12 protein-coding genes and 2 pseudogenes are annotated in these 12,465 nt (G+C 50.7%); 8 read left to right on the top strand and 6 right to left on the bottom strand.

The annotated features are described in order from the left end of the window. Positions 1 to 93 precede the first annotated feature (93 nt). On the top strand, positions 94 to 1,491 hold the full coding sequence (gene fumC, locus ETV65_RS01735) for a class II fumarate hydratase (protein WP_129951282.1): 1,398 nt from the start codon (positions 94 to 96) through the stop codon (positions 1,489 to 1,491). 63 nt (positions 1,492 to 1,554) lie between these two features. On the opposite strand, the gene tus is transcribed toward fumC, so the two are convergent. Beyond that, positions 1,555 to 2,490: a DNA replication terminus site-binding protein gene (gene tus, locus ETV65_RS01730; protein WP_129951281.1), complete on the bottom strand. Its 936-nt coding sequence runs from the start codon at positions 2,488 to 2,490 to the stop codon at positions 1,555 to 1,557. Between the two features lie 315 nt (positions 2,491 to 2,805). On the opposite strand from tus, the gene ETV65_RS01725 reads away from it, so the two are divergent. Then, entirely contained in the window at positions 2,806 to 3,372 is a 567-nt protein-coding gene (locus ETV65_RS01725; protein WP_129951280.1) for a DNA-3-methyladenine glycosylase I, read from the top strand. A gap of 55 nt (positions 3,373 to 3,427) precedes the next feature. Here the strand turns inward: ETV65_RS01725 and yqfB are convergent, their stop codons facing one another. The 4 genes and pseudogenes from yqfB to ETV65_RS01710 all read right to left on the bottom strand — a co-directional run bounded on the left by yqfB (position 3,428) and on the right by ETV65_RS01710 (position 5,351). Further along, positions 3,428 to 3,733 (bottom strand): N(4)-acetylcytidine aminohydrolase, encoded by a 306-nt coding sequence (yqfB, locus tag ETV65_RS01720; RefSeq protein WP_129952112.1) that lies wholly within the window; start codon positions 3,731 to 3,733, stop codon positions 3,428 to 3,430. Between the two features lie 42 nt (positions 3,734 to 3,775). Next, positions 3,776 to 4,135: pseudogene (locus ETV65_RS25085) on the bottom strand (DUF4172 domain-containing protein); the annotation flags it as partial. 51 nt (positions 4,136 to 4,186) lie between these two features. Next, positions 4,187 to 4,501, bottom strand: a pseudogene (locus ETV65_RS01715) (metallophosphoesterase); the annotation flags it as partial. Between the two features lie 244 nt (positions 4,502 to 4,745). Continuing rightward, entirely contained in the window at positions 4,746 to 5,351 is a 606-nt protein-coding gene (locus ETV65_RS01710) for a transglycosylase SLT domain-containing protein (protein WP_129951279.1), read from the bottom strand. A 219-nt stretch (positions 5,352 to 5,570) separates the two neighbouring features. On the opposite strand from ETV65_RS01710, the gene ETV65_RS01705 reads away from it, so the two are divergent. The 6 genes from ETV65_RS01705 to ETV65_RS01680 all read left to right on the top strand — a co-directional run bounded on the left by ETV65_RS01705 (position 5,571) and on the right by ETV65_RS01680 (position 11,392). After that, positions 5,571 to 6,557, top strand: coding sequence for a helix-turn-helix domain-containing protein (locus ETV65_RS01705; RefSeq protein WP_129951278.1), 987 nt, complete (start codon positions 5,571 to 5,573; stop codon positions 6,555 to 6,557). Between the two features lie 78 nt (positions 6,558 to 6,635). Beyond that, on the top strand, positions 6,636 to 7,646 hold the full coding sequence (gap, locus tag ETV65_RS01700) for a type I glyceraldehyde-3-phosphate dehydrogenase (protein WP_129951277.1): 1,011 nt from the start codon (positions 6,636 to 6,638) through the stop codon (positions 7,644 to 7,646). 273 nt (positions 7,647 to 7,919) lie between these two features. Further along, on the top strand, positions 7,920 to 8,378 hold the full coding sequence (locus tag ETV65_RS01695) for a MarR family transcriptional regulator (RefSeq protein WP_129951276.1): 459 nt from the start codon (positions 7,920 to 7,922) through the stop codon (positions 8,376 to 8,378). Between the two features lie 188 nt (positions 8,379 to 8,566). Further along, the gene (locus ETV65_RS01690) at positions 8,567 to 9,325 is read left to right on the top strand and encodes an MFS transporter (protein WP_129951275.1); all 759 of its coding nucleotides are present in this window, start codon (positions 8,567 to 8,569) and stop codon (positions 9,323 to 9,325) included. Beyond that, positions 9,207 to 10,295, top strand: coding sequence for a hypothetical protein (locus tag ETV65_RS01685; RefSeq protein ID WP_165383682.1), 1,089 nt, complete (start codon positions 9,207 to 9,209; stop codon positions 10,293 to 10,295). Before ETV65_RS01690 ends, ETV65_RS01685 begins: the two co-directional genes overlap by 119 nt. A gap of 47 nt (positions 10,296 to 10,342) precedes the next feature. After that, complete coding sequence (locus ETV65_RS01680) at positions 10,343 to 11,392, top strand: HlyD family secretion protein (RefSeq protein WP_129951273.1); 1,050 nt, start codon at positions 10,343 to 10,345, stop codon at positions 11,390 to 11,392. Here the strand turns inward: ETV65_RS01680 and ETV65_RS01675 are convergent. Next, complete coding sequence (locus tag ETV65_RS01675) at positions 11,382 to 12,443, bottom strand: isopenicillin N synthase family oxygenase (RefSeq protein WP_205951548.1); 1,062 nt, start codon at positions 12,441 to 12,443, stop codon at positions 11,382 to 11,384. The genes ETV65_RS01680 and ETV65_RS01675 overlap by 11 nt on opposite strands. Between the last annotated feature and the right edge of the window lie 22 nt (positions 12,444 to 12,465).

Here is a 12,465-nt window from a genome sequence, read left to right as displayed (position 1 = left end):
AGGCCGCCAACGGAAGCGTGGGAGCGCGTGCGGCAAACAAAAACCTGCGGAAAAACTGATTTTTCATCGTAATAAATATCTAAGGAGACAGTAATGGCATCTACTCGCATTGAAAAAGACTCAATGGGGCCAATTGATGTTCCGGCAGATAAACTTTGGGGCGCACAGACGCAACGTTCCCTCGAGCACTTTCGTATTTCCTCTGAAAAAATGCCTGCGGCGCTGATTCACGCGCTGGCACTGACGAAACGTGCGGCAGCCAGCGTCAATATGGACCTCGGATTACTGCCTGCTGAGCGGGCAAAGGCCATTATTGCCGCCGCTGATGAAGTGCTTGCGGACAAGCATTCTGCCGAATTCCCGCTGTCCATCTGGCAGACGGGTTCAGGCACCCAGACCAATATGAATATGAATGAAGTACTGGCTAACCGGGCAAGTGAAATTCTCGGTGGTGTGCGCGGGGAAGAACGTAAAGTTCATCCGAACGATGATGTGAATAAGAGCCAAAGCTCCAACGATGTTTTTCCGACAGCTATGCACGTGGCGGCGGTGATTGAACTGCGCGAAACCCTGATCCCGCAATTGAAAGTGCTGCATAAGACACTGTCTGATAAAGCGACGGCCTATCGTGATATTGTGAAAATTGGTCGTACGCATTTGCAGGACGCCACCCCGCTGACACTGGGCCAGGAAATTTCAGGCTGGGTAGCTATGCTGGGACACAGCCTGACGCACATTGAAAACAGCATACCGCATATTGCTGAACTGGCGCTGGGCGGAACCGCCGTCGGTACTGGCCTGAATACCCACCCCGAATACGCCGTGCGGGTGGCAAAAGCGCTGGCAGAACTGACTCAACAACCCTTCGTGACGTCCCCGAATAAATTTGAAGCACTGGCGACCTGCGATGCACTGGTTCATGGCCACGGTGCGCTGAAAGGGCTGGCCGCTTCGCTGATGAAAATTGCCAACGACGTGCGCTGGTTATCATCCGGCCCGCGCTGCGGGATTGGTGAAATCGCGATCCCGGAAAACGAACCGGGCAGTTCAATCATGCCGGGCAAAGTGAATCCGACACAGTGTGAAGCCATGACCATGTTGTGCGCACAGGTGCTGGGAAATGATGTCGCCGTCAATATTGGTGGCGCATCCGGTAACTTTGAGCTGAACGTATTTCGCCCGCTGGTTATCCATAACTTCCTCCAATCTGTCCGTTTGCTGGCAGATGGCATGAGCGGCTTTAACGAACACTGTGCAGCCGGCATCGAGCCTAACCGTGACCGCATTACTCAGTTGCTGAATGAATCGCTGATGCTGGTTACTGCGCTGAATACACATATCGGCTATGACAAGGCGGCTGAAATCGCCAAGAAAGCCCATAAAGAGGGGCTGACCCTCAAAGCCTCAGCATTAAAACTCGGTTATCTTACCGAAGAACAGTTTGACGAGTGGGTACGTCCTGAAGCCATGGTCGGCAGCATGAAAGTCTAGGAGACCGCTTTTTAATAAGGAAATGAGGTCCGGGAAACCGGACCTTTTTACGTTCCGGGCGGCTTACAACGGAAAATCCGTATATAAATGCAGACGTTTGATCAGCAGGTGCAGAGGTTGCGACTGCGGCTTATATTTATGCTTAACGGAAGATACATCGTAGTCATGCAATTCCCCTAACTTGGGCACCTGCATCATCGGCGAACGCAGGCACAATGCAATCAGCGGCAGCGGGCAGGGGTGTTGCACCTGTTTCTGGTTGTTGCGATACCACACACGGGCGATGGGCTGCACTTTCACCGGACGTTTAAATTTGAGCGCGGCATGTTCGGGCAGGCGCTTCACGTCTATCATCTCTCGGTTAATATTCTCCATCCATTGTTCCCGTGTATAAGGAGAGACTGCGCGTCCGGCATTCAGGCTTTTTTCCAACTGGGCCAGGACTTCTTCGCGGGTTACATTTTTTATGATGTGCTTATTCGCCCAACCAAAGCGCACCGAATCCGGATCATTGAGATAAGTCACCGAACGATAAGCGTTCAGCGTAATCAGGCCGCGAAGGTGGGTATGCACAAACTCAAACCGCTGTTCACGGGCGAGACCGGATTCGACGGTCACGATGTGTTCCAGTTCAGCTTTCAGCTTATTCACTTCTTCAATCAGCAGCAGGGCTGACTGATGCTCAGCCGTGTCTACGGCATAACACAATACACCCGGTAAACGGACGGCGGATTTGCTGCTGATATTCTCGTTATTATGATGAATAAACAGCCGCTTAAAATGTTGTAATGCCAGTTGCTGTGCATCTTCACCGGTATGAGGCGTGACCGTAATTTTGTCCGCCGGATTATGTTCTTCGCCTTTCACGACTTCCGGCAGCGCAAAAACCCGGGCCTGTAATAATTCCAGTTTCCCCAGAAAATTCCCCAGATCGTGCAATGCGATTTCCAGCTCGTTAAAACAACCGTTCATCCGGGCAATTAAATCATAATCTGCCATAAATCCTCCAGTTAGTTACAACATACAGTATAGGCAAGATTATTCAATGTGCACACATGAACTTTGCGGAAATCATAAACATCGCATAAAAACAATTTACCCAGACAGAAACTCAGTGCTTGCGGCTTTCAATGAGGAACCGTCCTAAACGGCCTAAACGGCCTAAACGGCCTAAACGGCCTAAACGGCCTAAACGACTAAACATGGTTCCATCCTTGTTTTAAAGAAGCGCAATATAATGGTTATACGAAAAAAAGATGATGACAAAAATCAATCTCGCTAGAATAAATGACTTTCTGATTTTAGGAGTTCGTGATGACTGACCTAATCCGTTGCCCGTGGGGTACGAATGACCCACTTATGATGGATTATCACGATCATGAATGGGGCAAGCCGGTGCGGGACAGCCGGGCCCTGTGGGAAAAACTGATGCTGGACGGTTTTCAGGCAGGATTATCCTGGCGGATTGTGCTGAAAAAACGTGATGCACTGCGGCTGGCTTTTTGCCAATTTGACCCCGTAAAAGTCGCCGGATTTACCGAAGAAGACATCGAACGGCTGATGAACAACGCCGATATTATCCGCTCCCGTAGTAAAATTACGGCAGTGATCGGGAATGCCCGTGCGTATCTCGCCATGCAGCAAGCCGGAGAAGATTTCGGTGAGTGGATTTGGTCACAAATCGGCGGAAAAGCAATTCAGCATAGCGGTCCGGTACCCACCCGGAATGCGATGTCAGAACGTATTTCGAAAGATTTAAAAAAACGCGGCTTTAAATTCGTCGGGCCGACAATTGTTTACGCCTGGCTGGAAGCCACAGGCCTGATTAATACTCATCATCCGGATTGTTTCCGACGGGCACAGGTGGCGAAAGAAATCTGATTAATGGTTGAAGAGAAGGGCGCGCAGGGAAGGGATCCCGTCGCACCCTGAGTCACTATAGAAGACGAAACTCAATCATAAACAGTTCGTTTAGCCCCGGATAAATCTCACTGATGACTTGTTTCAGTTCTGCCAGCGTCATGTTTTCCTGTATGGCGTGCTGATCGTTCAGATCGGCGAACTGTACGGGAGTAATCGCGATGATCTCAATATTGCAGAAAAATACGTCGTCTTCATAACGGCTGACGCGAACCTGATCCCCTGCTGCAAAATTCGCGTCGCTGGCTTCACGCAGGGTGATCGTTTTACGTCCGGCAAGAATATCAGCCTCAAAACGACCGTAAAAAGTGATGTTTTTCATAAACTTTCCTGCATTATAAGAATTGAAGATCCGGTGGATATGATAACGCGTGCTGCGCCCGCCCGAGGCAGATTTAACCAGGCAGCCACGCGAGACAAGTTCGGTCAGATGCCGTGTTGCGGTGGCCTTACTGACTTTTGCTACTTTCTGATACTGGCTTGCGTTTATGCCTTCAGCGAAACCTTTTTCGCCGCCATCGAGCAAACGGTTAAGCACTTTTATCTGTTCCGCAGACAGATTGCTGGCGTGATAAATCTGCCAGAAACGCGATTTATCCAGCGTCTGGTCAATGCGCTGAATTGCCGTATCCACAGTAGATTCAAGCATTTGCAAAAACCAGCTCAGCCAGTGTGTCAGATCCATGTCACCGCGCTGAGTTTTCTCAAGAACAAAATGCAGCGCGCCATCTTCGCAGGTATTGTTCCAGTAAGGACATTTCAAAATGGATTTCATTGAGGTGCGGTCATCAGAATTACCGGGCAATATGAATGACGGGTAAGATCTTTTATTCAGTTGAGCGGCGATGGCGGCATAACCGTCACACCAGTTGTCATCAATCAAATCACCGCTCAGCACAAGAGCGTCAGGCGTAATGAGATCAATCCACGCCAGTGCATGCTCAAAACGTGAGAGATTATCATTATTTTCTGCAGCATGAATGTCGGACACCTGAGCAATAATCACCAGAAACCTCCCGGAAGAAATCCCGTTAACGGAATAAGAACAATTCAATGTAGACGAGATAAGCTGGATAATCAAAGTACGCATAATGTATATTATGTTAAATAAGATATCCAGCTACGCACCCATTAGCTGTCTGTCCTTTATCAGGCCTCACCTGCTTCGGTGAACATTTCCAGACTGTCATCGATCACCGGCCAGATTGTTATTTTCTTCAGACTGCCCATCCGGCCTGGTGTGTACATCTATGATGTTTGATCGCGCTACGTGAATTCTGCGTTACTCTGCGCACAAGACTACTGCAGAATTCATGCAGCCACTCTCTCAAATGCTATAAACCCGCATAGGCCTTTTCGACTTTGGCCATATATCTGGGTGCCTGCGGTGCCGGATGATACTGACGGACATGCCAGTTAAAAGCTTCCGGCGTCAGCTGATTAATCATCTGGATTGCAGTCTGACGATTGCTGGAAAACGTCCGAAGCAGCGCTCCCGCACCGTTGGCATACGCAACTTCTGTAGCATAACGGCGCGTCACCGGATCGTTAATCCAGTTAAGCTGCTGACGTTGCAATGCACTGATATAGGCCGTGCCTAAATCAATGTTAGTTTCAGGATCCCGTAAATCATCATCGTCAGGACAACCTCGTTTCCCTTTATACCGGTAAGCGTCACAACCGCTGGTGGAAGCTTTTAGTTGCATCAAACCAATGGCATTGGAAGGACTGACCGCCCCGGGATTAAATCCGGATTCGACCTCAATAATGGCTTTAACAAGTTTACGGTCGACTTTATATTCATCCGCTGCATCTTCAATTTCATCATCCCAGGCATGGGTGTCGTATTTTTTATAATGGGGTTTACTTGAACAGCCAGCCAGAATGATCAGCATAACCAACGTGCTGAATTTTCTGGTTTTTTTAAACGATGAAATCATAATCTTCCAGAATTGAAATGAGTTATTCTCCGCGCTGATAAGATACCGTTATCGTCGCTCAGGATCATGTATTAATGAGAGTTTTACCGCGATTCAGCCGTACTAAAAGTGCGAAATGCGGTATGTCTGCCCTGCTCTCGCCTTGATCCGCTTGCTCAGGGACTCAATAAAAGCATTTGTGGATTTGACATATTTAATACACATTGTATTTTTAATGCCATGAACACATTTCTGATTATCGTCCCCGACGGGGGCATGCTATTCGAAGCAGCAGGTATTGCTGACATCCTGACGCAGGCAAACCGCCTGTTGCCCGATACTCATCCTGAAGCAAAAAACGCACCCTATCAGGTCACGGTGGCGACCACGCAACCGCACCGTGTAGTCCACGGCGTCTCAGGGCTTAACCTTCTTGCGGATCACCGGTTGTGCGATCTTGACCCGACATTGCCCCGTGACACTATCTTAGTGACCGGCAAAGGTCTGTCTGAAGCAGAAGGTTCAGACGTTGTCCGCTGGCTGCAACAGGCTGCACCTTCTGCCCGCCGCGTAGTGTCTGTCTGCGGCGGCGCATTATTGCTTGCCCAGGCAGGATTACTCAACGGCCGTCATGCCACCACCCACTGGCGTCTGATCGATACTCTGCAGTCACAATACCCGCAGGTAACGGTTGAGCGTGGCCCGATGTATGTTCAGGACGGGCCGGTATGGACGTCAGGCGGCGTCAGTTCGGGCTTTGATCTCACCCTTGCACTGGTCGAAGAAGATCATGGTTTCAGCATCGCCAAAAGTGTTGCTCAGGATTTAGTCATGTTTCTCCGGCGTCCGGGTGGACAGTCGCAATTCAGCCGCTACCTTTTGAATCAGGCCAGTGATGGCCCTATCCGCAAACTTCAGACGTGGTTACCTGAACATCTCACGGATGATTTGTCGGTTGAAAGTCTTGCTGAACGTGTTGCGATGAGCCCGCGAAACTTTACGCGCGTGTTCACCCGCGAAACAGGTATAACCCCGGCAAAATATGTTGAGGAAGTCCGGCTGAGTGCCGCGCGACAGCTTCTGGAACAAACGACACAAAACATAGAGCGCATCGCTCTCGCAACCGGCTTCGGTGGCGGGCTTAACCTGCGCCGCGTTTTCGAACGTAATTTACAACTGACGCCCACAGAATACAGAGAACGCTTTTGTTCCAAAATATTGGCGTAAATTGATCTTTTATTGTCATTTCCGCCAAATCATCTCCGTACTAGATTAACTGTAAAGCAGATAACTAAGGAGTTCATCATGGTCAAAGTAGGCATTAATGGTTTCGGCAGAATTGGACGGAATGTTTTGCGCGCCGCTCTCGGACGCAATGATTTCCAGGTGGTGGCAATTAACGATCTTACTGACAGTAAGACCCTCGCTCACCTTCTGAAATATGACTCACTCTCCGGTACGTTAAAAGCGGATGTTGAAGCTGGTGACGGCGAATTGCGGGTGGATGGTAAAGCGGTGCGCGTTTTTTCAGAACGTGATCCTGCGGCTATTCCATGGAGCACGGTGGGTGTGGATATCGTTATTGAAGCGACCGGTTTCTTTACTGAAAAAGCTAAAGCCGAAGTTCATATCACCCAAGGCGGAGCAAAACGCGTCATTATTTCCGCACCGGCCAAAAATGATGACATCACTATCGTGATGGGTGTCAATGACGGCGAGTACGATCCGGCAAAACATAAAGTGGTCAGTAACGGCAGCTGTACTACTAACGGTCTGGCCCCTGCCGCTCAGGTTTTGCATCAGACTTTCGGTATTGAACACGGTCTGATGAACACCACACATGCCTATACGAACAGCCAGGCGTTGCATGATCAGCCTGAAAAAGATTTACGGGGTGCACGCGCGGCAGCGGTTTCGATTGTTCCGTATTCCAGCGGCGCAGCGAAGGCGATCGGGAAAGTGATCCCTGAACTGGACGGACGTATGACCGGTTATTCCCTGCGTGTTCCGGTTCCTGTGGTCTCCATCGTTGACTTAACGGTTAACCTGAAACGTGAAGCGACAGTTGAAGAAATTAACGCCGCGTTCCGCAAAGCGGCTGAATCCGGTCCGCTGAAAGGTATTCTTGGTTACAGCGAAGAGCCACTGGTGTCGAGCGATTATCGGGGAGATCCCCGCTCCTCTATTATTGACGGGCTTTCCACACTGGTGATCGGGGGTAAGCTGGTGAAGATTCTGGCCTGGTATGATAACGAATGGGGCTTTTCAAACCGTCTGGTTGATCTGGCGTTGTTAATGGAAAAACGGGGTTTATAACCCTCTCTCTCTGCCTGAAAAATGACAGACACCGCCTTCAGGCGGTGTTTTTTTATGACTGACAGACTATCACCGGTATTAAAATAACACATTGTATGTTGTAACTAATATAGCAAAAAAGAGAGTCGGACTTTTGGCTCCGCTATCGAGGCTAATGAATCTTTCACTTGTCTCAAAATGTTAATGGCAGCCTGCCTTTTCTGGTAAATGTTGCATATCGTGCTAATCTGACGCCTCAAAAACACGCTTAAGCCCAGACAGTGAGGATCTCCTGTGACCCTATTACGCCGCCGCCCGGAAGCGACCTCGCCAGCCATCCGTTTCCTGCCTGAAACCATTCATATCGGCCGCCAGTTACGAACTTATTGCGATTCACGTTTTAAAACAATCGGTCTGACGCTGGCCCGGGGACAGGTCTTACTGCATCTGGAAGCCGCCAGCGGACGCCTGCCTCAGGGAGAACTGACAGCATTGCTGGAAGTGGAACACCCTACTGCCATTCGCCTGTTCGACAGCCTGGCTGAGCTGGGCCTGCTGGAGCGCTGTCCCGGAGAAACCGATCGTCGCTCAAAAGATATCAAACTGACGGAAACTGGAACCGAACTGGCAAATCAGGTGCGTATCATGACGGATGATATTCTGATCAGCGTTATGGAAGGCATTGAGCCAAAAGATGTGGATATCGCCCGGGGTGTTCTCGCCAGTATTACCGCCAATATCGCTGCGCTTTAAAGGGCGCTTTTTCCTTGTTTGATGCCCTTTCCCGCCTGTAATCATCACTTGGGTTATTGATTAGTTATCCGTTATTTTCATTTGTAAATATCATCAATATGAATAATTGGGTAGACACCCTTGAGATGAATTATTACATTATGTAGCAAGCTACAAACTCGCAGGGTAATGACTTACGAGGCATAACGATGACGACGCGTTCTGATTCAGATGTCCGGCAGGACGCCGGTGAATTATCAACACGGGAAGCATCACCACAGAAAGAACTCCCAGTAAAACCTGATAAACCCGCGCCGGTTCCGCCGTCACAACATCACCCTTTTGCCGTTCAGGTCAGTACCTGGTTGCTGCACTATCCGCGTCTGCGGATGGTTGTCTATGCCACAGCATCACTGATTATCGGGCTGACGCAGGGGCTTGGGATCAATCTGGTCAGCTCCAACCTGCCGGGCATACAGGGCTCGCTGGGCATTTCCAATGTGGAAAGTTACTGGCTGGTGGCAGCCTATACGGCAACCAGCGTTACCGGCACGATCCTGCTGTACAAAATCCGTACCCAGTTTGGTTTTCGTCGGTTTGGTGAATACGGGCTGCTGTTTTTTGCTGTGGCGTCTTTGGGACAGACATTCACTCATGATTTCCAGACCGCCCTGGCCGTGCGGGCTGTCATGGGTTTTGCAATGGCGTCGCTCGGACCGCTGGCATTATTTTATATGTTTGAGATCTTTCCGCCGGCTAAAAAACTGACGGCTGGATTGTGTTTCGGGCTGGCGGGCAGTCAGCTGGCTTTGCCTGTCTCGCGCATTATATCCCCGCATTTGTTAGATCTTGGCCACTGGCACCAACTGGCACCAACTGGCGACGCTGGAATCCGGCCTTTCACTTATCTGCCTTACCATTATCTGGATTTTGCCGCTTACCCATCCGCCACGGGTGAAAGTGTTTGAACGTACAGACTGGATAAGTTATCCGCTCATTGCCACCGCGGTGGCTTGTATGTCGGTGGTGCTGACAATGGGCCGTTATTACTGGTGGCAGGAAAAAGACTGGATTGGTGAAGTGCTGGTGGTCGGGATTATTGCGCTGACGCTGTCATTTATGGTCGAACTGAAACGCAAGAATCCCATTATCGATTTGCGCTGGCTGATGACGCCTGAAATGGTGCTGTTCACCGGGTCGATGCTCTTCGTACGCATGCTGTTGTCGGAACAAACGACCGGCATGGTCGGGTTTCTGAATCTGGTCGGATTGCTTAACGATCAGCTGATGGCGCTGTTTTGCGTCATTCTGGTCGCAACCTTCGCCGGACTGGTGGTAGTCAGTATCATTCACAAAGCCAACCGGATCGTATACATCCATCTGTTTTCGATTGCCCTGATTGCGATTGCCTCATTGACGGACGCCGGTTCCACGGTGGATACCCGCCCGGAGCAATTTTACCTGACACAAGGAATGATCGCCTTTGCCGGGGCGGTATTTCTGCCGACCGCTCTCTGGCTCGGGTTTATCCGCGCCCTGCAGTTTGGGCAAAGCCAGATCATCAGTTTTATCCTGGTGTTTCTCTCTACTCAGAATGTCGGCGCACAGGTTGGCAGCGCCTTCCTCGGGACGATACAGATCCTGAGAGAGAAATTTCATTCCAGCGTATTGGTCGAAAACATCAGCCTGCAAAATCCGCTGGTCAGTGAACGGGTTGCGCAGTACAGCCATTTACTGAAACCGGTATTAAACGACGGCACGCAACTCAATGCCGAAGGTCTGGCCCTGCTGAGCCAGAAAGTGACACAACAGGCCGGATTGCTGGCCTATAACGATGTTTTCAGGGTGGTTTTTTATATGTCGCTGGGCTGCTTTGCCGTCCTTGTCGTACACATTATTGTCGGACGGATCCTGATGAAGAAACAGACTGTCGGGTAATTGCCTTGTTTCTATAGACGAATAAAAAGAGTAAAGCGGAAAAACTGATGAAAAATATCTTTCGTTATCCATCGATTATTGTGGTGCTTTGTCTGGGTATTATCGGGGTCATGATCGTGTTGTACAGCTGGCAATTGTTCCCGTTCAACTCACAGGTGGAATCGACGGATAATGCCTATATCCGGGGCAATGTGACCCTGCTCAGCCCGCAGGTATCGGGTTATATCACTGACGTCAATGTGCAAGATTTCATGCCAGTCAAAAAAGGCGACGTGCTGTTTGTGATTGATGACAGTACCTACCGTCAGGAGTTGTTACAGGCAGAAGCGGCTGCCGCGCAGGCTCAGGTGACGCTGCAAAACTTTGAGCAGAACCGCGCCTCAGGTGCGGCCAACCTGCAACTCGCGGAAGCTGAACTGCAAAGTGCCCAGGCCGCGCACAGCAAAGCCTTGCTTGATACCGGACGTAACGGACCTTTACTGGAGAAAGGACTGGTTTCTAAAACCACCGGCGACGAGCTTCACGCCGCGCTGCTGACTGCGCAGGCTAATGTGGCTAAAGCCCGTGCTTCGGTGAATATTGCCCGACAGAATCTGGCGCTGGTCGATGCCAACAAAGCTTCACTGGCAGCCGCGTTGAAGGCGGCCCAGGCCAGAGTCGAAGTGGCACAAATCAATCTGCAGCATACGCAGATCGTTGCTCCGTCAGACGGACAACTCGGCGAAGTCAGCGCACGGCTCGGGCAGTACGTCAGTGCCGGAACACAACTGACCTCTGTTACGCCGAAACAGGTCTGGGTGACCGCCAATTTCAAAGAGCGCCAGCTGGCGGGTATGGCTGTTGGCACACCGGCGGTATTCACTGTCGATGCCTTGAATGATCAGGCATTTAAAGGGCATGTGGCCCGTATTTCCCCTGCGGCAGGTTCAGAATTCAGCATCCTTAAAGCGGATAATGCGACGGGTAACTTCACCAAGATTTCACAACGTATCGCCGTGCGCATTGAACTGGAACCTGGCCAACAAAGTGAACGTCTTCGGCCGGGAATGTCGACCGTGGTCAGCGTAGATACTGCGCAGGCGCCTGTCAGCCAGTAATATTCGCCACAAGCAGGTCAGAATAATAGCGCTGCGCGACATCAGGATGTGAGCGCAACCGCCCTTTCAGATAATTGAAACCCACATCGCGGAATAACGGATTCAGAGGATCGCTTGCCTCTCCCCGCGCTTCCTTTGCCAGTTCGGCTGGCAAAGGAAATAATGGCACAACAGCATCAAGCTGAGCCCCCAGGAAAAATGCCAGCGACAGGCGCTCATCCCCTTCAGGGGGTGATACAACCCGGTGTACCGTAGCACGCAAATAACCATGGGTAGCAAGTTCAAGCAACTCGCCGATATTGACCACCAGCGTATCAGGGACAGGCAACACGTTGACCCACTGCCCTGCTTCTACCTCAACCTGTAAACCGCGCTGTTCATCCTGCAACAGAAAACTGAGGAATCCGGAATCCTTATGTGCACCGACCCCCTGGTTTCCGGCACCCGGCGTACGCCCCGGATAACGGATCAGTTTGATATGTTCATTCGGTTTTTCACCATACAGTGGATCAAAGGCCTCTTCCGGCAGTTTCAGTGCCAGCGCAAAAGCACGCAAAAGACGCAACGACATCGCCGTCATTTCCCTTTGCCAGCGTAGCAATAACGGGCGCAATTCCGGCAATGCTTCCGGCCACTGATTCGGCCCCTGTAATCTTGCCCATGCAGGCGTACTTTCTGTCACCGGTAGTTTTGGCCGCTCCGCGCCGAGATCAAACTGTTCGCGCCAGTCCGGCTGACCGCGGGTCATCTCCGAGGCAGCACGGTTATAGCCACGAAAGTGTGACGAATTAATCATCGCCACAGCCAGTTTGTCTTCCTCAGGCAGTGCAAAAAATTGCCGGGCAACCCGCTGAACATCCTTCAGTAACTGCGCATCAACGCCATGATTTTTGAGGTAGAAAAAACCAATCTCACGGGCGGCGTAACGCAGTTGTGCAAGGAATTCTTCCCTCTGTCCGGGCGTTGTGGAAAACTGGCTGAAATCGATCAGAGGGATAGGGGAAGATATCTGGCTCATCGCGCGCTCCGCAGTGATGTTGTTAATAATCATCAACGCTATCACGGTTGCCCGA

The organism is Rahnella sp. RFA10(1/100), assembly GCF_004195115.1.
Lineage (GTDB): Bacteria > Pseudomonadota > Gammaproteobacteria > Enterobacterales > Enterobacteriaceae > Rahnella > Rahnella perminowiae.
The sequence above is the reverse complement of the archived record's forward strand: the minus strand, read 5'-3'. Positions and strand labels throughout refer to the sequence as shown.